The sequence below is a fragment of the Pseudomonas sp. H1h genome, from assembly GCF_000633255.1.
In the GTDB taxonomy this organism is placed as follows: Bacteria; Pseudomonadota; Gammaproteobacteria; order Pseudomonadales; family Pseudomonadaceae; genus Aquipseudomonas.
The window spans coordinates 65,931-87,768 of the sequence record NZ_AYMJ01000001.1; the positions used below are offsets into that span (position 1 = coordinate 65,931).

Sequence of the window (21,838 nt, forward strand, 5' to 3'; positions counted from 1 at the left end):
GCAGTCACCGCAGGAACCAACAGAATTCAGCAAAGGTGCTTTATGACCACAGCCAACGTGTACCAACAACGCCCGACCACCGGTGCCCGTGCCGAATCGTCGCTGCACCATGCCGACCTCGCCAGCCTGGTCGGCAAGGGCCGCAAGAACGCCGGCGTGATCGTGCGTGAAAAGAAACTCCTCGGTCACCTGACCATTCGTGGCGATGGCCACGATGCCGCCTTCGCCGCTGGCGTGCACAAGGCCCTGGGCATTGAATTACCCGGCGCCCTGAGCGTGATCGTCAAAGGCGAAACCAGCCTGCAATGGATGGGCCCGGACGAGTGGCTGCTGATCGTGCCGAGCGGTGAAGAGTTCGCCGCCGAGCAGAAACTGCGTGAAGCGCTGGGCGATCTGCACATCGCGATCGTCAACGTCAGCGGCGGCCAGCAAGTGCTCGAACTGAGCGGGCCGAACGTGCGTCAGGTGCTGATGAAATCCACCAGCTACGACGTGCACCCGAACAGCTTTCCGGTCGGCAAAGCCGTCGGCACGGTGTTCGCCAAGTCGCAGCTGATGATTCGCCATACGGCGGAAGACACCTGGGAATTGCTGATTCGTCGCAGCTTCTCGGATTACTGGTGGTTGTGGCTGCAGGATGCGTCCGCCGAATACGGGCTTAGCGTCCAGGCTTGAGGTGAATTGCGTCGAGTTTGCTTGCGTGTAGGGCCTGAGAATTTTGCCCCCTCACCCCAACCCTCTCCCCCAAGGGGGCTAGGGTGAGGGGAAAAAATCCCCCTGACACCCCGAACACAGAACAGGAGTCACCGCACCATGAGCCGAGCCCCAGACACATGGATTCTGACCGCCGACTGCCCCAGCGTCCTCGGCACCGTGGACGCGGTGACGCGTTTTCTGTTCGAGCAGGGTTGCTACGTCACCGAGCACCACTCGTTCGATGACCGGCTCTCGGGCCGCTTCTTCATTCGCGTGGAGTTCCGTCAGCCTGACGGCTTCGACGAACAATCCTTCCGTGCAGGCTTGGCCGAACGCGGACAGGCGTTCGGCATGATCTTCGAACTGACCGCGCCAAACTACCGGCCGAAAGTGGTGATCATGGTCTCCAAGGCCGATCACTGCCTCAACGACTTGCTCTATCGCCAGCGCATTGGCCAGTTGTCGATGGACGTGGCGGCGGTGGTGTCCAATCACCCGGATCTCAAGCCGCTGGCCGACTGGCACCAGATTCCCTACTACCACTTCCCCCTCGACCCCAACGACAAGCCGTCGCAGGAGCGTCAGGTGTGGCAGGTGATCGAAGATTCCGGCGCCGAACTGGTGATCCTTGCCCGCTACATGCAGGTGCTGTCGCCGGAGTTGTGCCGCAAGCTCGACGGCAAGGCGATCAACATTCACCACTCGCTGCTGCCGGGCTTCAAGGGTGCCAAGCCGTATCACCAGGCCTACAACAAAGGCGTGAAACTGGTGGGCGCCACGGCGCATTACATCAACAACGATCTCGATGAAGGGCCGATTATTGCCCAAGGCGTCGAGGCGGTGGATCACAGTCATTACCCTGAGGATCTGATTGCCAAAGGGCGCGATATTGAAGGCCTGACCCTGGCCCGGGCCGTTGGTTATCACATTGAGCGGAGGGTGTTTCTCAACGCCAATCGTACGGTCGTTCTTTAGATCGCTTTCGCGAGCAAACCCGCTCCCACAGTTTGATCTCAGGTGTGACAGAGATCTTTGTTTCAACACAAATCCCCTGTGGGAGCGGGCTTGCTCGCGAAGGGGCCATAACTGACAACGCAAAACCAACAAGCAAAACCCGAGCACTTAACGCGCTGCCTGCCTGGGCAACGCGGTTCCATAAAAACAACAGCGAGGTGAAAGCATGTCTGGCAATCGTGGTGTGGTGTATCTCGGCGCTGGCAAGGTCGAAGTACAGAAAATCGACTATCCGAAAATGCAGGACCCGCGCGGCAGGAAGATCGAGCACGGTGTCATCCTGCGTGTGGTGTCCACCAACATTTGTGGCTCCGACCAGCACATGGTGCGTGGCCGTACCACGGCGCAGACCGGTCTGGTGCTGGGCCATGAAATCACCGGCGAAGTGATCGAAAAGGGTTCCGACGTCGAGAACCTGAAAATCGGCGACCTGGTCTCCGTACCGTTCAACGTGGCTTGCGGGCGCTGCCGTTCCTGCAAAGAGCAACACACTGGTGTCTGCCTGACCGTCAACCCGGCCCGTGCCGGCGGTGCCTACGGTTACGTCGACATGGGCGACTGGACCGGCGGCCAGGCCGAATACGTGCTGGTGCCGTACGCTGACTTCAACCTGCTGAAACTGCCGGATCGTGACAAGGCCATGGAGAAAATCCGTGACCTTACCTGCCTCTCCGACATCCTGCCGACCGGTTATCACGGTGCGGTCACTGCGGGCGTTGGCCCGGGCAGCACCGTTTACATTGCGGGCGCCGGCCCGGTCGGTCTGGCCGCTGCTGCTTCGGCGCGTCTGCTGGGCGCTGCGGTGGTGATCATCGGTGACGTCAACACCATCCGCCTGGCGCACGCCAAGGCTCAGGGTTTTGAAGTGGTCGACCTGTCCAAGGACACGCCGTTGCATGAACAGATCGCCGCTCTGCTGGGTGAGCCGGAAGTTGATTGCGCGGTGGATTGCGTGGGCTTCGAAGCCCGTGGCCATGGTCATGACGGAGTGAAATCAGAAGCCCCGGCCACCGTGCTCAACTCGCTGATGGGCGTGGTGCGTGTGGCGGGCAAGATCGGTATTCCGGGGCTGTACGTGACCGAGGACCCGGGTGCCGTGGACGCCGCCGCAAAAATGGGCAGCCTGAGCATTCGCTTCGGCCTCGGTTGGGCCAAATCCCACAGCTTCCACACCGGCCAGACCCCGGTGATGAAGTACAACCGCCAGCTGATGCAGGCCATCATGTGGGACCGCATCAACATTGCCGAAGTGGTGGGCGTGCAGGTCATCAGCCTTGATCAGGCGCCGGAAGGGTACGGCGAGTTCGATGCTGGCGTGCCGAAGAAGTTTGTGATTGATCCGCATCGGTTGTTCAGTGCGGCGTAAGTAAAAAAGGGCGACCCACGGGTCGCCCTTTTACATGGGTGAATACAGAAATTGTGGCGAGGGGGCTTGCCCCCTCGCCACAAGATCGCTCGGCACTGAGCCGGGTCAGAGCGCCGCCAAGGCCCCCTGATACAACACCGGGCCCGTCGGCTGTCCGGTCGGCGAACCACCCTTCGGCTCCAGACTGACCGCCAGCGCAATCGGCTTGCCGATCAACACTTTCTGCGCTTCGCTCAGCTCAACCTTGCCTTTGCCGCCTGCCGGGATCACACCGAGCGAGATCGGTTTGCCATTGGCCGGGATTGCCCACAGTTCCAGGCTGCGATCAGGTCCAACCGCCGCCAATGTCAGCGGCTCCACTTGCAGATAGTCCGCATGCGCCTCGACCTTCAGCGCCGGTTGCGCGTCGGCCGTCAGCAGGGTGGCGCGGTAGCGGGCGTCGTCGCGGTTGTACAGCGAGCCGAGGAACACCAGCACGACGATCGAACAGGCCGCGACGCTGACCCGCAGCCAGTTCCAGAACGGGCGTTTTTGCGGGACGTGCAGCACTTGCGGCTCGATCCGCGCGGTAATGCGTTGCCACACGCGATCGGGTACCGGCTGTTCCGGCACCACGTCGGTCAGGCTGGCGAGGCTTTCCTGCCATTGCGCCAGCTCGGTTCGCAGGGCCGCGTCGTCCAGCAGCAATTGTTCGAAGCGCCGCCGCGCCGCCGAAGACATCAGGCCGATGGCGTAATCGGCAGCGAGGGCGCGGCGCAGGGTCGGGGTCTGGTAGTTCATGATTCAAGGCACCTGCGCAGACGCTCCATGCCCCGGCGAATCCATGACTTCACCGAACCCAGTGGTGCGGCCAGGTGTTCGGCCAGTTCCGAGCAGGACAGGCCCTGAAAGTAGGCGACGGTGATCGACTGGCGCTGCTGGCCCTCGAGGGTGTCCAGGCAGCGGTGCAGGGCGCTGGCTTCACGGCTGCTGTTCAACAGTTCATGCGCCGAAGGGCTTTCGTCCGCGAGGGCGTCCTGTTCGACATCGGTCAGCGGCCGCTCGCGAAGTTTGCGCAATTGATCGATGGCTTGATGGCGGGTGATGTTGATCATCCAGGTCAGCGGCGCCGACAAATGGGCTTCGTAGCGCGAAGCGTTGTTCCAGATGCGCACGAAGCTTTCCTGCAAGACCTCTTCGGCCAGATCCGCACGGCCCATGAAGCGTAAGGCTACGCCGTGCAGGCGCGGGCCGACGCTGCGGTACAGCGTTTCGAAGGCGCGACGATCACCCAGTGAGCACTGGGCCAACAGCTGTCGCAACTGATCGGTGTCGGCGATGGAAATGACGTCTCTCCAGGCAAAGGGCGGGCGACGAGGACTGATCTCGGGCTGTTCACAGGCTAGTTCAGCAAAAGCGCTTGTGCCATTCATCGCGGCCATTCCAGGGTTTCACGATTTATATACGTGGCTATGCTGAAAATGGATGCGCGGGCGAGGAACATGCCGCCGCATAACCGGTCAAACCGGCAGTTTCGCCGCCCATTGAAGGGTGGTTTCACAGCGCAAGAGGATGTCTGAATGAAGATTTCACGCGGTATTGCAATGGCTTCGCTGATGACCCTTGCGGCCAGCCCGGTGTTCGCCGGTTTCAGCCTGGACGATGTGACCAAGGCTGCTGCAAGCATGCAGGGCGGCAACGCCGCCACTGCCGCCGCGCCGACCTCGGAAACCGCCGGTCTGCTGCAAGCTGTCACCGGTCTGGGGGTTACGCCTCAGCAAGCCGTCGGGGGCACCAGCGCCATGCTTGGCCTGGCCAAGAACCAATTGAGCAGCACCGATTATTCGCAGTTGGCCAAAGAAGTGCCGGGCATCGACAAACTGTCGGGCGGTAGCGGCAACATGGCGGCATTGAGCGGCTTGCTGGGCTCGTCGGGCAAGTCAGCCGGTCTGGAAAACGCACTGGGCAACGTCAAGAACACCAGTGACCTGAACAATGCCTTTGGCGCATTGGGCATGGACAGCGGCATGGTTGGCCAGTTTGCTCCGGTGCTCCTCAAGTATCTGGGTGATCAAGGCGTCGGCGGCCCGCTGCTGCAAAGCCTGGGCAGCATCTGGGGCGCCGGCACCGGTAGCTGATTCAGGTGCGCTCGCCGCGTAATTCGGCGATGCGCTGATCCTTCTCGGTCCAGAGTTGGTTGACCCAGCTCTGGACCTTCTCGCGAAACACCGGATCATTCTCGTAGTCGCCCTGCGCCAGCGCCGGGTCGAGTTCGCGGGTCTTGATGTCGATGATCACCCGCGGCACGTTGCCGCTGATCAAATCCCAGAATCCTGGAATCTTCTGCTGTGGATAAACCACGGTGACATCGAGAATTGCATCCAGTTGTTCACCCATCGCCGCGAGGACAAACGCCACGCCGCCCGCCTTGGGCTTGAGCAGGTGCTTGAACGGCGACTGCTGCTGCGCGCTTTTCGCTGCGGTGTAGCGGGTGCCTTCCAGATAATTGACCACGGTCACCGGCTGGCGCTTGAACAACTCGCAGGCCTGTCTGGTGATTTCCAGATCCTTGCCCGCCAGCTCCGGGTGCTTGGCCAGGAACGCCTTGGTGTAGCGCTTCATGAACGGGTAATCCAGCGCCCACCACGCCAGCCCCAGGAATGGCACCCAGATCAGCTCTTTCTTGAGGAAGAACTTGAAGAACGGCGTGCGCCGGTTGAGGGCCTGGATCAGCGCCGGAATGTCGACCCACGACTGGTGGTTGCTGACCACCAGATACGAGGTGTCACCGCGCAGGTCTTCGCCGCCGCGAATGTCCCATTGAGTGGGGATGCACAGGCGAAAGATCAGCTTGTCGATCTCGGCCCAGGTCTCGGCGATCCACATCACCGCCCACGACGCATAATCACGCCAGCGCCCGGGCGCGACCAGCTTGAGCAGAGCAAAGACCATCAACGGCCCGATCAGGATCAGGGTGTTGAGCAACAGCAGCAGGGTGACGAAACAGCCGGTGAGCAGGCGGCGCATAAGCAACTCTATGAAGGCGGATGGGCGCGCCATGATAAGTGGCTTCGGGCGACAGGCCAAATCGGGGGTGACGAATGTTTCACTTTCGGGCCGGTATGCTTTGCTCAAAAGTTGTGTTGAATGTACTGGCCTCTACGCGAGCAAGCCCGCTCCCACATTGGATCTACTGTGTACATGCTGTCTTCAGCACACCACCAATCCCCTGTGGAAGCGGGCTTGCTCGCGAAGGCGGACTTGAGGCGAACCAATTGCCCGCCTGCTGTCTAAAATCTCGCGTCTGACGCCCTCATTTTTCAAGGAAGCCCTCTACGTGAAATCCCTCCTTGCACTGTTTGCCCTCGTTGCCCTGCCGGTCATGGCCGCCGAGCCGACCCTGTACGGGCGTTATGAATACATCGCGCTGCCGGAAATCGGCGGCGAGGTGCTCAAGGCCAAGATGGACACCGGCGCGCTGACCGCCTCGCTGTCGGCCAAGGACATCGAGACCTTCACCCGCGACGGCGAGAACTGGGTGCGCTTTCGCCTCGGCACCAAGGACGCCAGCAACAAGGTCTATGAACACAAGGTCGCGCGGATCAGCAAGATCAAGAGCCGCGCAGATGAGGAGGACGACAGCGACGCCACTGAAGTCGCCAAGCGCCCGGTGGTCGATCTGGAACTGTGCCTGGGCAACGTCAAGCGTACCGTCGAGGTCAACCTGACCGACCGTAGCAACTTCAACTACCCGTTGCTGATCGGCGCCAAGGCCCTGCGCGAGTTCGGCGCGGCCGTGAACCCGGCGCGGCGCTTTACCGCCGACAAGCCGGACTGCTAAGTGGTCTCATTGACGTAACGTCGGGCTTGGGGCACCGTTCCCGCACTTTACCCATGGGCTCGGATGCCATGCCTCATATCCTGATTGTCGAAGACGAAGCGGCGATTGCCGACACGCTGATTTTTGCCCTGCAGGGCGAGGGGTTCACCACCACGTGGCTGAGCCTCGGCGCGGCGGCGCTGGAGCATCAACGGCAGACGCCGGCCGATCTGATCATTCTCGATATCGGTCTGCCGGACATCAGCGGTTTCGAAACCTGCAAACAGCTGCGGCGCTTCAGCGAAGTGCCGGTGCTGTTCCTCAGTGCCCGGGACGCCGAGATCGACCGCGTGGTGGGGCTGGAGATCGGTGCCGACGATTACGTGGTCAAGCCGTTCAGCCCACGGGAAGTCGCGGCGCGGGTCCGGGCGATTCTCAAGCGCATGGCGCCGCGTCCTGCGGTGGAGGCCACTTCGGCGGTGTTTCGCATCGATCCCGAGCGTGTGCTGATCAGCTATCGGGGGCAGCCACTGAGCCTGACCCGCCACGAATTCCGTCTGTTGCAGTGCCTGCTCGAACAACCGCAGCGAGTGTTCAGCCGCGAGCAGTTGCTCGATGCGCTGGGCGTGGCGGCGGACGCCGGTTACGAGCGCAGCATCGACAGCCATATCAAAAGCGTGCGCGCCAAACTGCGTCTGGTGCGTGCCGACGCCGAGCCGATCCAGACCCATCGCGGCCTCGGTTACAGCTACAGCCCGGGGCACAGCTGATGTCGCTGGGGCTGCGGATTTTTCTGGTGTATGTGCTGTTTGTCGGCCTGACTGGTTACTTCGTGCTCAATACGGTGATGGAGGAAATCCGCCCCGGTGTGCGCCAGTCCACCGAAGAAACCCTGGTCGACACGGCCAATCTGATGGCGGAAATCCTGCGTGATGATTTCAAGGCCGGGACGCTCAGCGAGAACCGCTGGCCCGAATTGCTGCGTGCCTATGGCGAGCGTCAGCCGCAGGCGACGATCTGGGGCTTGCCGAAAAACCAGGTCAACCACCGCATCTACGTCACCGATGCCAACGGTATTGTGGTGCTGGATTCCAGCGGGGTGGCGGTCGGTCAGGATTATTCGCGCTGGAACGACGTCTACCTGACCTTGCGTGGCGAGTACGGTGCGCGGTCGAGCCGCAGCGATCCCAACGATGCGAACTCTTCGGTAATGCACGTCGGCGCGCCGATTCGCGATAACGGCAAAATCATCGGCGTGGTCACCGTGGCCAAGCCCAACAGCTCATTGCAGCCTTATGTCGATCGTACCGAGCGGCGCTTGCTGTTCTATGGCGCCGGGCTGATCGGCCTGGGTTTGCTGTTCGGCGCCTTGTTGTCATGGTGGCTGAGTCGCGCGCTGCACCGCTTGACCGGGTACGCCCAGGCCGTGAGTGAGGGGCGTCGGGTCGAGGTGCCGCATTACCGTGGCGGTGAGCTGGAACAACTGGCCACGGCGGTGGAGCAGATGCGCACCCAGCTGGAGGGCAAGGCTTACGTGGAACGCTACGTGCACACCCTGACCCATGAATTGAAAAGTCCGCTGGCGGCGATTCGCGGTGCGGCAGAGTTGCTGCAGGGTGACATGCCCCCCATCCAGCGCCTGCGCTTTGTCGGCAACATCGACAGTGAAAGCGCGCGGATGCAGCAGTTGATCGAGCGGCTGCTGAACCTGGCGCAGGTGGAGCAGCGTCAGGGGCTGGAGGAGCGGGTAGCGGTGCCGCTGGCAGCGTTGCTCGACGAATTGGTGCGGGCGCAGGCAGCGCGAATCGAAGGTCGACGGCTCAAGATCGAGCAGACAATTGCACCGGATCTGTTGCTGATCGGCGAGCCGTTTCTGCTGCGTCAGGCGCTGGGCAATCTGCTGGAGAATGCGCTCGATTTCACCCCGATTTCAGGGAGGCTGCGCTTGAGTGCCGAACGTGTCGGGGAGCAGGTCGAGTTCCACCTGTTCAATGAGGCTGCGCCGATTCCCGAGTACGCTTTACCGCGTTTGTGTGAGCGCTTCTACTCGTTGCCGCGCCCGGACAGCGGCCGCAAAAGCACCGGGCTGGGGCTGAACTTTGTCGCAGAAGTCGCCCAATTACATGGCGGTCAGCTGTCGATCAGCAACGTTTCGGGCGGAGTACTGGTGGTGCTGAGCCTGCCCTGATGCGTCGCGGGCAGGCTCAAGCACAAGCTCAGGGTTGAGACGATACCGACTCAGTACGCGGGCGCTTCGCCCGATGGGCAAAACGCAATGCCGGTTGCTCGACCAGGCGCCAGGAGACGATAGCCAGAGCGATCACGATCAGCGCAGATACGAGCATGGACGGTACGAAGGTCAGGGATGTCTTGTTGATGACCAGTTGCTGTACCGGGAATGCATAAAGATAAATCCCGTAAGAAATATCAAAGCGACCCCGGATACTTTTGTCGACGTAAAGCAGGCCCAGGCTCAGGGTGGCGAGGCAACATCCCAACGTGGCAAGCACTGCGGCCAATGGGGTGCCGACGCTGAGGTAAATCAATCCGAGGCTCACCGCCAGCGTGATCGCCAGGATGCGGCGATCGCTGAAATGCTGTTTGTGAAAGGCAATCACCGAGCCGGCAAAAAAGGCGATGCCGGCACTGCTGTATGTCGCCAGTTTTTGTGCCTGCGCGCCGGATACTTCATTGCCCAGGATATAGGTTGCCAAGGCAAACACCGCCAGCAGAATCCACGGCACCAGCGCTTTTCGATACAGGCCGAGAGCGGCCGCCAGCAGCAGGTAAAAGCCGAATTCGATCTTCAATGTCCAGAGACTGCCGTTGAAGGACTCGCTGAAAATAAAGCCATTGGTAATGGGTTCGATATTGGCTCGACCGAAAACCGAGATACGCAGAAAGTCGATCGCGGCATCTGAGCCGGTGACATAACCCTCGGCAAACAGGGCGCCGGCGATGTAAGTCATCGCGAACGCGCAGAGGATCAATGCCGGAAATATGCGGGCCACGCGTTTGGTCAGATAGTCGGTAAAGCTTGCGCAGTTGACGAAGCTGCGGGTAATCAGCAGGCCGGAGATCGCAAAGAACGCAGTCACGGCGATTCCCCCCAGTGAGCTGAAGCCGGCAATGCCTGGCTCCGGCAGTCCCCAGAGCGCAAAGTGATGACTTACCAGCACCATGAGTGCTGCAAAGTGCCTGATCAAATCAAAAGAGTTGTTACGCAACGTACTGTCCTTATCTTCAACATTGCCGGATTTGTGAGGAAGCGTTGTACAGGTATTTCCACACAAAACCCACACGACCTCCATATCAGGAACACACAACGCTCTCAGACTCGCTCCATTCCAACAAGGGAGCGTTCTCATGAATCGAAGTCTGACCATAAAACTGGGGGCCATTGCCCTGCTGATCCTGCTGTTGCTGATACCACTGCTGATGATCGACGGCATCATCGACGACCGCCAGCAATTGCGCGACGGCGTGCTGGAAGACATCGCCCGCAGTTCCAGCTACAGCCAGCAACTGAGCGGGCCGGTCATGGTGGTGCCGTATCGCAAGGTAGTGCGCACCTGGAAGACCAACGAGAAAAACAATCAGCGCTATCAAGAACTCGGCGAAGAGCGTGGGCGGTTGTACTTCTTGCCGGAGCGCTTCGAGCTCGACGGCCAGGTGCAGACCGAGCTGCGCAATCGCGGTATTTACGAGGCGCGGTTGTTCCATGCCGACAATCGCATCACCGGGCATTTCTCGTTGCCGGCGCAGTTGGGCATCAAGGAAGACTTTGCCGATTACCAGTTTGATGCGCCGTTTCTGGCGGTGGGCATCAGCGACATTCGCGGCATCGAAAATGCGCTGAAACTGGAGCTCGACGGCCAGCGCCTGGACTTTGTGCCCGGCACCCAGGTGGGATGGCTCGGCGAAGGTGTGCGAGTCACGCTGCCGATACTGGATACCAGCAAAACCACGGAGTTGGGCTTCGGTTTCGATTTGCGTCTGCAAGGCACCGGTACGTTGCAAGTATTGCCGGTGGGCAAGACCAGCCACGTCAGTCTTGCCGCCAACTGGCCGCACCCCAGTTTCATCGGCAACTTCCTGCCAGCCAAGCGCGAGATCAGTGATCAGGGTTTCAGCGCCGATTGGCAGACCTCGTTTTTCTCCACCAACCTGCAGGAAGCCATGAACCGTTGCGTGATGGGCAAGGACTGTGAGGCGTTCAGCGGGCGTAGCTTTGGTGTGAGCTTCATCGACCCGGTGGATCAGTATCTGAAGAGTGATCGGGCGATCAAATATGCGCTGCTGTTCATCGTCCTGACGTTCGCCGGTTTCTTCCTGTTCGAAGTGCTCAAGAGCCTTGCGGTGCACCCGGTGCAATACGCGCTGGTCGGGGTCGCGCTGGCGTTCTTCTATCTGTTGCTGCTGTCATTGTCGGAACACATCGGCTTTGCCCTGGCGTATCTGCTGTCAGCCAGTGGCTGTGTGTTGCTGATCGGGTTTTACGTGTGCCACGTGCTGCACAGCGTGCGCCACGGTTTGAGTTTTTCTGCCGGATTGGCGGCGTTGTATGGCCTGCTGTATGGGCTACTGAGCGCTGAGGATTACGCGCTGCTGATGGGTTCGTTGCTGCTGTTCGGTTTGCTCGGGGTGTTCATGGTGCTGACGCGCAAACTCGACTGGTACGGGATCGGACAGAAATCGGCCAAACCACTGGAGTTTGATGTGGGGGCGATGCAATGAGCGGGTCGTTGGGTCTGCGCGAGGATCAGCGCTGGAAGGATGAGTTGGTGACGCGGATTATCGGGTTTCTGCCTGTAGAAGCGAGTGAGTGCATTCGCGAGCAAGCCCGCTCCCACAGGAATTGTGCCGGGTCAGATTTCTCTGTCATACATAAAAATGTGGGAACGGGATTGCTCGTGAAGGGGCCAGAACTGGCGCCGCCGATTTAAGGCTTGGGCATTGTGGCGACCATGGACGGCCGCTGGCTCACTTCGAAATACCAGTTGGCCAATTGCGGATTGGCGGTGCGCCAGTCCAGGTCCGGATGCCGCAGATCGATGTATCCCAACGCGCAGGCCACGCTGATCGCCGCCACATCGAAATGGCTGGTCAGCTCGGCGATGGCGTCGCTTTCCAGAAAGGCCAGGGCGCGACGGATCTTGTCGCGCTGGGCATCGAGCCATTCGTCCCAGTGTTTTTCCGGGGCGCGCAGCACCAGTTCGTAGCGCACCGCTACCGAGGCGTCCATGATCCCGTCGGCCATCGAGGCCAGGGTCAGGCGCCGCCAGCGGGCCGAGCCTTCGCGGGGGATCAGCGGATTGCCGACGTGCTGCTGGTCGAGGTATTCGAGGATCACGCGGCTGTCATGGATGACGCTGCCATCGGCCAGGCGCAAGGCCGGGATCTTGCCCAGCGGGTTGTCGGCGTTGAGCGCCGGATCCGGACTGACCGGGCTGAGCACACAATCTTGCAGGGCGACGCGATCCTGCTGGCCGGTCTCGTGTAACAGCACCATCACTTTGCGCACGAACGGGGAGAGCGTGTTGTGAAACAGGGTCATGCTGGGGGCGGACATTGGCAAACCTCGGTGGTCATCGAAGAGCAGGAGGTTAGCCTAGTCAGATACAGGGCGGCTGGCGAGGGATTTGGTGGTGTTCATCAGGCCGCCTTCGCGAGCAGGCTCGCTCCCACAGGGATTTGTGAACGGACCCAATCCAATGTGGGTGCGAGCCTGTCAGGCAAAACAGAAATCACCCGCGCCGCAACAAGCCTCTTATGGCCAGAAATGCCGGGACACCCAACCCGATCCAGCTCAACGCGTCCCAGATTCCGTCCCCCAGCAGCGCCGAAAACAAACCCGCTGCACTCAACAGCGCAATCACCAGCGGTGTACTGAAGACCTTCCAGAAATTCGACTGACGCGGCTTCATGCAGCAGCCTCCACCGGCAGCGGTTTTGCCGCTTTGCGCCGTACGACCCAGAGGTACACGCCACTGCCGAGCACGATGATGGTCAGCACATCGAGGGCCGCCCAGAGGATTTTCATCGGCATGCCACCGTAGTCACCGAAGTGTAACGGCTGCGACATGCCCATGGCGTCCATGTACCACGGCCGCTCGGCCACAGCGGTGACGTGCAGAGTGCTGGCGTCAATCAATACCGGCGTCAGCAGGTGCGAGGTCAGGTGCGTGCCGCCTTTCATGAACACGGCGTAATGGTGCTCGCTGGAGAACCGTGTGCCGGGAAACGCGATGAAGTCCGGGTTCATCCCCGGTGCCACGTCCCGGGCGATGTCCAGCAGGCGGGTGGCCGGGGCCAGTTGGGTGAGCGCTGGCGCGTCGCGGTAGGGCGCGACCATGGCGGTCAGCGAATCATTGCGCCACGAGGCGATGATCAGATCGGCGCAGGCGCTGATCACCCCGGTCACACCGACCACCAACGCCCAGGTCAGCGTGACAACGCCAATCAGGTTATGCAGGTCGAGCCAGCGCAGGCGGGTGGACTTGTCCTGGCGCACGGTGCCGAACGGCAAGCGGCGCATGAACGGCAGGTACAACACCGTCCCCGAAATAATCGCGACTACAAACAGCAAGCCCATGAAGGCCAGCAGCAATTTGCCCGGCAGCCCGGCAAACATGTCCACGTGCAGGCGCAGGATGAACAGCATCAGGCCGCCGTTGGCCGCAGGCGTTTCCAGTGCTTCACCGGTACGCGCGTCGAGCATGAAGGTGTGTGAGGAGTTCGGCTCGGTGCCGGCGGTCTTCGCCATGATCGTCAGTACGGCGTCGGGTTCGTCGTCTTCGAAACCGAAGTACTGCACCACTTCGCCGGGACGATGTTTTTCTGCCGCCTCCACCAGTTGCGCCAGGTTCAGGTGCGGCGTGTCAGCTGGCATCTCGCGCAGTACCGGCGCATCGCCGAGCAGGTGCTCGATCTCGTGATGGAAGATCAGCGGCAGGCCGGTCAATGCCAACAGCAGCAAAAACACGGTGCAGATCAGGCTGGTCCAGGTGTGGATGAACGACCAGCGGCGAATTGTTTTACTTTTCATTTCATGACCTTCAAAAACACCGAAGCCGTCCACGGAGGACGGCTTGGTGACAGGACCGGTTTCAGCTCACGCCCTTACCACTTGTAAGTCGCGCTGGCGACGACGCTGCGCTGGTCGCCGTAGTAGCAGTAGTAGCCGTCGCAGGTGGAGATGTAATCCTTGTCGAACAGGTTGGTGGCGTTGATCGCGACCGAGGCACCTTTCATGCTGTTGTCGAGGCGGCCGAGGTCGTAGTGCACGGAGGCGTCGAACACGGTGTAGGCATCGGCCTTGCCCAGCCAGGTGTTGGCCTTGTCGCCATAAGTGTTGCCGGTGTAACGCACGCCACCACCAACACCGAAACCGTCGAGCATGCCGCTGTGCCAGGTGTAGTCGGTCCACAGCGAAGCTTGCTGGTTGGGCATCAGTTGCAGGCGATTGCCCTTGTCCACGCCATTTTGTATTTCGGACTTGGCCAGGGTGTAAGCGGCGATGACTTTCAGGTTATCGGTAACGTCGGAGACCGCTTCCAGTTCCAGGCCTTTGACTTTCACTTCGCCGGCCTGGGTGGTGATGGTCACGTTGTTGACGATGTTGTTGACCGAGACGTTCTTCTGAGTCAGGTCATACACCGCTGCGCTGAGCAGGGTCTTGCTGCCCGGTGGCTGGTACTTGATGCCCAGTTCCCATTGTTTGCCTTCGGTCGGTTTGAGCGAACCGGTGGAGGTGGAATCGGCACCGCTGGTTGGCTGGAAGGATTCGGCGTACGACAGGTACGGAACGAAGCCCGAGTCGAACACATAGCTGAGTGCCGCGTTGCCGCTGAAGGCTTTGTCGCGCTGGGTGTTGGTGGCATCGCCCTTGTTGATGAACTTGGTGCTGGTGTGTACCCAGTCTTCACGACCGCCCAATGTCAGGCGCCATTGATCGAGGGCCATTTGGTCCTGCACGTACAGACCGGTCTGGTAGGTCTTCTGGTCGTAATCGTAAAACGCGCTGGAGCGTGGCGGCCGGGTGATCGGCTGGCCGTAGATCGGGTTGTTGACGTTGATGTCCGGCGCAGTACCGAAGATCGACGTGTATTGGGTGTTGCTGCGCTGATGATCCAGGCCGAGCAACAGCGTATGGCGGATGTCGCCGGTGGCGAAGTCGGCCTGGAAGTTGTTGTCCACGGCGAACTGGCTGATGTCCTCATCGACGTTGGTGGTGCCGCGACCGACGTTGCCCTGATCGTCAACCGTGTAACCTGCGTAATGCGGGTTGTAGCTGTTCACGGTCACGGTCTGGAACGACAGGTCCGACTTGGTGTAACGCAGGTTCTGCTTGAACTGCCAGACGTCGTTGAGGCGATGCTCAAAGGCATAGCCGAGCGCGTAGTAGGTGCGGTCGTAGTAGTCGTAGTCAGGATCACCCAGGTTCTTGTGATGGGAAATCTTGCCGAACGGCATGTCGATCTTGGTGCCCTGGATCGGGTAGAACTGGCTGGTAACGCCGGTATCGTCGCGGGTGAACTGACTCAGCAGGGTGAGCCTGGTGTCGTCGTCGATGTTCCAGGTCAGGCTCGGCGCGATGTTGTAGCGCTTGTTCTCGATGTGATCGATCTGTGTGTCGCTGTCACGCACCACACCGCTGAGGCCGTAGAGAAACTGGCCGGCGTCGTCGAGCTTGCCGGTGCTGGCGAAGTTGATCTGGCGATGGTTGTCGCTGCCGTACTGCAACTGGATTTCACTGCTGGCGTCGCTGCTCGGACGCCGGCTGACCATGTCCAGCAGGCCGCCCGGTGGGGTCTGGCCGTACACCGACGAGGCCGGACCGCGCAGCAGGGCGAGGCGGTCGAGGTTCCAGGTTTCCTGTTTCGGGTTGGCGTACACGCCTTTTGGCAGCGGCAGGCCATCGAGGAACTGAGTTGGCTCGAAGCCACGCACGCGCAGCCAGTCGGCGCGGGTGTCGCTGCCGTAGCTGCTGGCGGTGATGCCCGGCATGTAGCGCACGGCGTCATCGAGGCTGTGCACGCTGCGGTCGTCCATTTGCTGGCGGGTCGCGACGGAGATCGAGCGCGGTGCTTCGACCAGCGCGGTGTCGGTCTTGGTGCCGGCGGCGGTGCGGGTGGCGGTGTAGCCTTCGACCGGGCCCCAGGCGCTTTCAAGATTTTCCACGCCGATCACCGCAGTTTCCGGCAGCGCCAGTGTCCCTTCCGGCACGGCGACCAGGGTGTAGGTGCCGGTGCTGCTTTGTTCCAGTTGCAGGCCGGTGCCTTGCAGCGCCGCGCGCAGAGCTCCGGCGGCGTCGTACTGGCCTTTGACCGGCGCCGAGGTCTTGCCGGCTGCCAGCGACGGGCTCAGCGACAGCGCGAGGCCGCCCTGGCTGGCGATCTGGTTCAGCGTGGTCGACAGTGGCGCTGCCGGCAAGTTGTAGGCGCGCACGCTGGAAGCCTGCTCAGCGGCGAGCAACGGGCTGCTGATCAGCGGTGCGCCGAAAGCGATGGCCGCAGCCAGCAGACTGGGGCGCAACAAGGTGTCTAGCGAACGGGACATGCGAAGGCTCCTGAATGGAAATATTTCTCAATTGCCTGTGTGCCGGACGAGAATTGAAAAGTGATAGGGCTGGATGAAAATAATTTCGATTAACGGGGGAGTGGGACTGCGCAAGTATTCGGCAAACCCTTTTCCAAGGTGATGCCAATGGCCCATTCGCGAGCAAGCCCGCTCCCACAGTGGAGTGCATTCCAATGTGGGAGTGAGCCTGCTCGCGATAGCTGTTTCCCGGACAACGAATTTTTAAGGCTTGGTATCAGCCTTCGCCACCGTGACCCAATACGGCGTGTGCTGCTCGATCTGCACCGGCAAGGTTGGCAGCAGGGCGCTCAAGGCCTTGTCGGTGTCGTGCAGCGGGAAGCTGCCGGTGATGCGCAAGTCAGCCACTTCCGGCGTTACGCCCAGATACCCGCGGCGATAACGTCCGAGTTCATGCAGCAGGTCTTCCAGTCGCGCGTTATCCACCACCAGCATGCCGCGGGTCCAGGCATCGGCGCCGGGGGTGAGAGTGGCGACTGCATCGAGACCGTCGTCGCGAATCAACACTTGCTGGCCTTCGCGCAGGATCTGCTCTTCGGGGTGGCTTTGTGGATGCGCCGCCACGGCCGACTGCAACACGCTCAGGCGCGTACCTTGCTCCTCGCGTTTGACCAGAAACCGCGTGCCCAGCGCACGCATGCTGCCTTCGCGCGTTTGGACGATGAAGGGCCGCGCATCGCCATGGCCGGTCTCCACCAGAATCTCGCCTTCCTGCAGGATGATCAGCCGTTGCCTGGCATCGAAGCGCACATCCACCGCACTGTGGGTGTTGAGGTTGAGCAGGGTGCCGTCGGCCAGACGCACCGTGCGCTGCTCGCCGGTTGCCGTGCGTTGATCGGCGAGCCAGTAATCCAGCGGCAGGTAACGATCACCGACCAGCAGTGCCAGACCGACCACCGCGACAATGCTCGCCAGACCACTGCCCAGCTTGCGCACCCGGCGGCGAATGCCTTCGCGTGATTGCAACAACGCGCTGCGAGCCGGACCGTTGGCCACGCTGAAACGCTGATCGAGCATGCCCAACTGGCGCCAGGCCCGAGCGTGCTCTTCATGGGCTGCATGCCACTTGGCGAACTCTTCACGCTCCAGGGGACTGCTGGAGTCCAGCGATAACTGCCAGGCGATCGCCGCATCCAGCACCTGGGCCGAGACCGGTTTGGAGCTGGCCGGGCTCATGTCGGCTCCCCGTACAGGGCGATGTAGCACTGACGAATCCCCTGAGCGAGGTATTGCCGCACACGCGGCACCGAGACGCCGAGCTTCTCGGCGATCTCGGCATGGCCGAGGCCGTCGAGGCGGTTATAAAGGAAAGCGGCGCGGGCCTTGGTCGAGAGTTTGCCGAGCAGACGGTCGATAGCCTTGAGGTCTTCGAGGATCAGTTGCTGTTCTTCCACCGAAGGTTGTTCGCCTTCGGGGATCAGCGTCAATTCGGCGAGGTAGGCCTGCTCCAGCGCAGCGCGGCGGAAGTAGTCGAATAACAGACCTTTGGCGATCGCCACCAGAAACGCCCGGGGTTCGCGTGGCGTCAGCAGTTCATCGCGGCCGAGCAGACGCACGAAGGTGTCCTGGCTGAGGTCTTCGGCTCGCTGCGGGCAAGCCACGTTGCGCCGCAACCAGCTCAGCAGCCAACCGCGATGGTCGCGATACAACGCACCGACGAGTTCACTGTGAGGGCTTGGGACTGACGACACCAGACGCACCGATTGGGAAATGTTAACCAACGAGAATTGTTCGCGATTCTCGCAGAGGTGGGAATGGTTAGCAATTGGCCACTGGTCGGGTGGTATCAGTAAAACCGCATCATCGTTCTTCGCGAGCAAGCCCGCTCCCACAGAGGGAATGCATTCCAGTGTGGGAGCGGGCTTGCTCGCGAAGAGGCCAGTACAGGCATTGATGAACTAGAAGGACGGCGCCTGCTGTCGACGTTTCCACTGACTCAAACGCTGCTGCAGATTCAACGGGCTATGGATCTGCTGCTGCCGCGCCCGGCTGAACAGAATCAACGCCAGCTCTGCGGTGGCCAACGCGTCGGCACTCGCGTTGTGGCGCTCGAACACTTCAAGCTTGAACCAGTCGATCCACTCATCCAGCCCGGCCTCGCGGATATTCGCCTGCGGGCACAGCAGCGGCGCCATGTCCGCGACATCCAGAAACACATTTTGCAGCTTGTAGCCCAAGTGCTCCTTCAGCGCGCGCCCGAGCATGTGCTGATCGAAGGGGGCATGAAACGCCAGCACCGGGCTGTCGCCGATGAATTCCAGGAGCTCCAGCAACGCCTCGGCCGGGTCGCTGCCGGCGGCAATCGCATTCGGCCCCAGGCCATGAATCAACACGCTCGGGCCGAGCTTCAGCTCCCGACATTGCAGAGTGCGTTCGAACTGCTGGCTGAAGTCGATCGCGCCGTCTTCGATGACCACGGCGCCGATCGACAGCACGCGATCCTTGTTCAGGTTCAGACCGGTGGTTTCCAGATCGAGCACCACCCAACGCTGTTGGCGCAGGCTGCATTCGCGTAGTTCGCTGATCGCTGGCAGCTGTGCCAGACGCTGTTGCAGGTCTGCCGACAGCAGAGGACTGGCCGGTCGCAGCCACGAGAACAGGCTCATAGCTGATACCGCAAGGCCAGGCTGCTTTGCAGACGCTGGGCCTGGCGCAGGGATTCACGCAGGATGCGTCGGTCCAGATGATTGAGGCTGTCCGGATCGACCCGGTTCGACCAGGGCAGGTTCTCACGGGTCTGGATCTGGTGTTGCTGCATCCGCGTCTGCTGGATGAAGTGGTAAGCCTCTTCGTACGCCGCGCCGTCGAGCCGTTCGATGACGTCTTTTTCTACCAGCTGACGCAAACGCTCCAGAGTGTTGTTGGTTTCGATGCCATGCGCCAGGGCCAACAGGCGTGCGCCGTCAACGAAGGGCGTCAGGCCTTGAACCTTGAGGTCGAGGGTGGCTTTCTCGCCGTTCTTGCGCGCCAGCACAAATTCGCGAAAGCGCCCCACGGGCGGCCGATTGCGCAGGGCGTTCTCGGCCATCATGCGCTGGAACAAACGGTTGTCGCCGACCTGATCGAGAATCCCCCGGCGCAGTTGCGCACAACCTTTCTCGTCGCCCCAGACCACCCGCAGGTCGAAGTAGATGCTCGAGCCGAGCAGGTTCTCCGGTGTGGCCTCGCGGATGAACGCCGCAAAGCGCCGCGCCCATTCCGCCCGAGACAGACACAGCTCGGGGTTGCCGGCCATGATGTTGCCTTTGCACAGGCTGAAACCACACTGCGCCAGACTGTGGTTGATCTGCTGGGCGATCGGCAACAGCTTGCCGCGAATCTCCGCTGCATGCGCCGCGTCCCGCGCTTCGAACAAAATGCCGTTGTCCTGATCGGTATGCAGGGTCTGCTCGCGCCGGCCCTCGCTGCCGAAGCACAACCAACTGAACGGCACGCCGGGGTCGCCTTTTTCGGCGAGGGTCAGTTCGATCACCCGACACACCGTGTGGTCGTTGAGCAGGGTGATGATGTGCGTGATCTGCGTCGAAGACGCACCGTGAGCCAGCATGCGCTCGACCAGTTGGCCGATCTCGCCGCGCAGGCTCACCAGTTGCTCCACGCGCTGGGCACTGCGGATGGTGCGGGCCAGATGCACCAGGTCGACCCGTTGCAGGGAAAACAGATCGCGCTCGGACACCACCCCACACAGGCGTTGTTCTTTCACCAGGCAGACGTGGGCAATGTGCCGTTCAGTCATGGCAATCGCGGCATCGAAAGCGCTGTGATCCGGCGAGAGGAAAAACGGTGCGCGGGTCATGTGCCGGTCGATGGCTTCGCTGAAATCACCGTTGCCATTGGCAACCACTTCGCGCAGGTCGCGCAGGGTGAAAATCCCCAACGGCGCCTTGTGATCATCCACCGCGACAATGCTGCCGACCTGTTGCTCGTGCATCAGCTTCACCGCTTCACGCAGTGGCGTTTCGGGGCTGCAGGTCACCGGATGACGCATCGCCAATTCGCCAAGGCGAGTGTTGAGCGAATACTGGGTGCCGAGGGTTTCCACGGCTTTTTGCTGGACTTGCTGGTTGACCCGATCGAGCAGACTGCTGACCCCGCGCAAGGCGAAATCGCGAAAGCTGTTGGACAGGGCGAACAGTTTGATGAACGCCGGTTTGTTCAGTTGCAGGCAGAAGGTGTCTTCGCTCGCCAGATGCTCGGTACGGGTCGCCCGTTCGCCAATCAGCGCGGCGAGGGGGAAACACTCGCCGGTGGTGATTTCAAAAGTGGTTTCGGTGCCTGGCTTGGTGATGTGCTGACGTTCGCCAACCACGCGGCCCTGTTTGACGATATAGAAGTGTTCGACCGGCCCGTCGGCGGGCTTGATGATGCTTTCGCCCTGGCCGTAGAAGCGCAGCTGACATTGTTCCACCAGATAAGCCAGGTGGGCGTGTTCCATCTGATTGAAGGGCGGGAAGCGCTGGAGGAATTGCAGGGTGCCCTGAATGTTCTGCAACACCGCGGTTTTCCCTGCCTGGGTGAAGGCGTCCGCTTTACTCATAACCATTACCGCAGTCTTTTTTGAATTGTTGTTGTCGGATCGTTGCAGCCATGGTCGGCCCCTGCGTGCGGGGTGCCCATTGGACGTAAGTCTAGGTTTGCGCTGCCGTTCGGCACATTTGGGAAGAGCCCTACAAAAACAGTCGGAAATTCTGCCGTCAGCCTCTTGGAAAAAAATCCGACGAAGTGCACATTGAAGCTCTGCTTAGCGATGTCTGACGACTGTGCCAGGTGATTGATTTGAAAACGTAGAGAACGCCATGTCCGACCACGATATTTTGAGCGACGCCGAGCGTGAAGCGCTTAGCGCTGTCATGCTCGAACCCGATCTGCCGCCGCAGCGTGTATTGATCGTCGATGACGACAAGGACGCCCGGGAGCTTTTGTCGGAGATTCTCGCGTTGGATGGCATTCGTTGCATGACCGCGGCCAGCGGCGAAACTGCGCTGAAAATGCTCGACGACAAACCTTCGATCGGACTGGTCATCACTGACCTGCGCATGGGCGAGGGCAAGGTCGATGGCCTCGACCTGATCCGCCAGGTACGTGAATCGGTGCGGGCGGCGATGCCGATCATCATTGTCTCGGGTGACGCGGATGTGAAAGACGCCATTGCGGCGATGCACCTGAGCGTGGTGGATTTTCTGCTTAAGCCAATTGATACGGCGAAGTTGCTTGGTCTGGTCAAACACGAACTGGGCATCGAACCCTGACGCTCAAGCAACACCGACCCGCTCCCACAATGGTTCTCCAGTGGTAGCAAGATTTTAATCGGCCAACAAAAAGCCCTGATCGAAAGATCAGGGCTTTTTCATGTCCGGCTATCA

General features: G+C 61.0%; 21 protein-coding genes. 9 read left to right on the forward strand and 12 right to left on the reverse strand.

Translation table 11 applies throughout. From position 1 onward, the window contains the following. Positions 1 to 42: 42 nt before the first annotated feature. The 3 genes from U862_RS0100255 (at position 43) to fdhA (ending at position 3,076) form a co-directional block, all read left to right on the forward strand. Positions 43 to 675, forward strand: a complete 633-nt coding sequence (locus tag U862_RS0100255) for a sarcosine oxidase subunit gamma (RefSeq protein ID WP_025108558.1) — start codon at positions 43 to 45, stop codon at positions 673 to 675. Between the two features lie 138 nt (positions 676 to 813). Then, entirely contained in the window at positions 814 to 1,671 is an 858-nt protein-coding gene (gene purU / locus U862_RS0100260; RefSeq protein ID WP_025108559.1) for a formyltetrahydrofolate deformylase, read from the forward strand. Positions 1,672 to 1,876: 205 nt separating this feature from the next. Further along, positions 1,877 to 3,076 (forward strand): formaldehyde dehydrogenase, glutathione-independent, encoded by a 1,200-nt coding sequence (gene fdhA / locus U862_RS0100265; RefSeq protein ID WP_007962594.1) that lies wholly within the window; start codon positions 1,877 to 1,879, stop codon positions 3,074 to 3,076. 105 nt (positions 3,077 to 3,181) lie between these two features. Here fdhA and U862_RS0100270 read toward each other — a convergent pair whose 3' ends face one another. Continuing rightward, positions 3,182 to 3,856, reverse strand: a complete 675-nt coding sequence (locus tag U862_RS0100270; protein ID WP_025108560.1) for an anti-sigma factor domain-containing protein — start codon at positions 3,854 to 3,856, stop codon at positions 3,182 to 3,184. Then, entirely contained in the window at positions 3,853 to 4,488 is a 636-nt protein-coding gene (locus tag U862_RS0100275; protein ID WP_025108561.1) for an RNA polymerase sigma factor, read from the reverse strand. Before U862_RS0100275 ends, U862_RS0100270 begins: the two co-directional genes overlap by 4 nt. A gap of 147 nt (positions 4,489 to 4,635) precedes the next feature. Here U862_RS0100275 and U862_RS0100280 point away from each other — a divergent pair, with 147 nt between their 5' ends. Next, entirely contained in the window at positions 4,636 to 5,193 is a 558-nt protein-coding gene (locus U862_RS0100280) for a DUF2780 domain-containing protein (protein ID WP_025108562.1), read from the forward strand. A 1-nt stretch (position 5,194) separates the two neighbouring features. On the opposite strand, the gene U862_RS0100285 is transcribed toward U862_RS0100280, so the two are convergent. Beyond that, entirely contained in the window at positions 5,195 to 6,082 is an 888-nt protein-coding gene (locus U862_RS0100285; RefSeq protein WP_025108563.1) for an acyltransferase, read from the reverse strand. 310 nt (positions 6,083 to 6,392) lie between these two features. On the opposite strand from U862_RS0100285, the gene U862_RS0100290 reads away from it, so the two are divergent. The 3 genes from U862_RS0100290 to creC all read left to right on the forward strand — a co-directional run bounded on the left by U862_RS0100290 (position 6,393) and on the right by creC (position 9,063). Continuing rightward, complete coding sequence (locus tag U862_RS0100290) at positions 6,393 to 6,896, forward strand: ATP-dependent zinc protease (RefSeq protein ID WP_025108564.1); 504 nt, start codon at positions 6,393 to 6,395, stop codon at positions 6,894 to 6,896. Between the two features lie 68 nt (positions 6,897 to 6,964). Then, a complete protein-coding gene (creB, locus tag U862_RS0100295; protein WP_025108565.1) occupies positions 6,965 to 7,645 on the forward strand; it encodes a two-component system response regulator CreB in 681 nt (226 codons plus the stop codon). Beyond that, positions 7,645 to 9,063 carry a two-component system sensor histidine kinase CreC gene (creC, locus tag U862_RS0100300; RefSeq protein ID WP_025108566.1) on the forward strand — a complete coding sequence of 473 codons (1,419 nt, stop codon included), beginning with the start codon at positions 7,645 to 7,647 and terminating at the stop codon, positions 9,061 to 9,063. Before creB ends, creC begins: the two co-directional genes overlap by 1 nt. 28 nt (positions 9,064 to 9,091) lie before the next feature. Here the strand turns inward: creC and U862_RS0100305 are convergent, their stop codons facing one another. Next, the gene (locus U862_RS0100305) at positions 9,092 to 10,102 is read right to left on the reverse strand and encodes an acyltransferase (protein ID WP_025108567.1); all 1,011 of its coding nucleotides are present in this window, start codon (positions 10,100 to 10,102) and stop codon (positions 9,092 to 9,094) included. A 139-nt stretch (positions 10,103 to 10,241) separates the two neighbouring features. Between U862_RS0100305 and creD the strand changes: the two genes are divergently transcribed. Beyond that, on the forward strand, positions 10,242 to 11,612 hold the full coding sequence (gene creD / locus U862_RS0100310; protein WP_025108568.1) for a cell envelope integrity protein CreD: 1,371 nt from the start codon (positions 10,242 to 10,244) through the stop codon (positions 11,610 to 11,612). Positions 11,613 to 11,817: 205 nt separating this feature from the next. On the opposite strand, the gene U862_RS0100320 is transcribed toward creD, so the two are convergent. The 8 genes from U862_RS0100320 to U862_RS0100355 all read right to left on the reverse strand — a co-directional run bounded on the left by U862_RS0100320 (position 11,818) and on the right by U862_RS0100355 (position 21,012). Next, positions 11,818 to 12,447, reverse strand: coding sequence for a glutathione S-transferase (locus tag U862_RS0100320; protein WP_025108570.1), 630 nt, complete (start codon positions 12,445 to 12,447; stop codon positions 11,818 to 11,820). A 175-nt stretch (positions 12,448 to 12,622) separates the two neighbouring features. Further along, a complete protein-coding gene (locus U862_RS0100325; RefSeq protein WP_025108571.1) occupies positions 12,623 to 12,802 on the reverse strand; it encodes a hypothetical protein in 180 nt (59 codons plus the stop codon). Further along, positions 12,799 to 13,923 (reverse strand): PepSY domain-containing protein, encoded by a 1,125-nt coding sequence (locus U862_RS0100330; RefSeq protein ID WP_025108572.1) that lies wholly within the window; start codon positions 13,921 to 13,923, stop codon positions 12,799 to 12,801. Before U862_RS0100330 ends, U862_RS0100325 begins: the two co-directional genes overlap by 4 nt. Before the next feature lie 74 nt (positions 13,924 to 13,997). Further along, positions 13,998 to 16,436: a TonB-dependent siderophore receptor gene (locus U862_RS0100335; protein ID WP_025108573.1), complete on the reverse strand. Its 2,439-nt coding sequence runs from the start codon at positions 16,434 to 16,436 to the stop codon at positions 13,998 to 14,000. 243 nt (positions 16,437 to 16,679) lie between these two features. After that, complete coding sequence (locus U862_RS0100340; protein ID WP_025108574.1) at positions 16,680 to 17,651, reverse strand: FecR domain-containing protein; 972 nt, start codon at positions 17,649 to 17,651, stop codon at positions 16,680 to 16,682. Next, on the reverse strand, positions 17,648 to 18,166 hold the full coding sequence (locus tag U862_RS0100345) for an RNA polymerase sigma factor (RefSeq protein WP_025108575.1): 519 nt from the start codon (positions 18,164 to 18,166) through the stop codon (positions 17,648 to 17,650). The genes U862_RS0100340 and U862_RS0100345 overlap by 4 nt, the downstream gene beginning before the upstream one ends. 207 nt (positions 18,167 to 18,373) lie before the next feature. Further along, entirely contained in the window at positions 18,374 to 19,081 is a 708-nt protein-coding gene (locus U862_RS0100350) for a PolC-type DNA polymerase III (protein WP_025108576.1), read from the reverse strand. Then, positions 19,078 to 21,012 (reverse strand): putative nucleotidyltransferase substrate binding domain-containing protein, encoded by a 1,935-nt coding sequence (locus tag U862_RS0100355; protein ID WP_305727893.1) that lies wholly within the window; start codon positions 21,010 to 21,012, stop codon positions 19,078 to 19,080. The genes U862_RS0100350 and U862_RS0100355 overlap by 4 nt, the downstream gene beginning before the upstream one ends. 259 nt (positions 21,013 to 21,271) lie before the next feature. Here U862_RS0100355 and U862_RS0100360 point away from each other — a divergent pair, with 259 nt between their 5' ends. Next, positions 21,272 to 21,724, forward strand: a complete 453-nt coding sequence (locus tag U862_RS0100360; protein WP_025108578.1) for a response regulator — start codon at positions 21,272 to 21,274, stop codon at positions 21,722 to 21,724. Positions 21,725 to 21,838: the final 114 nt, after the last annotated feature.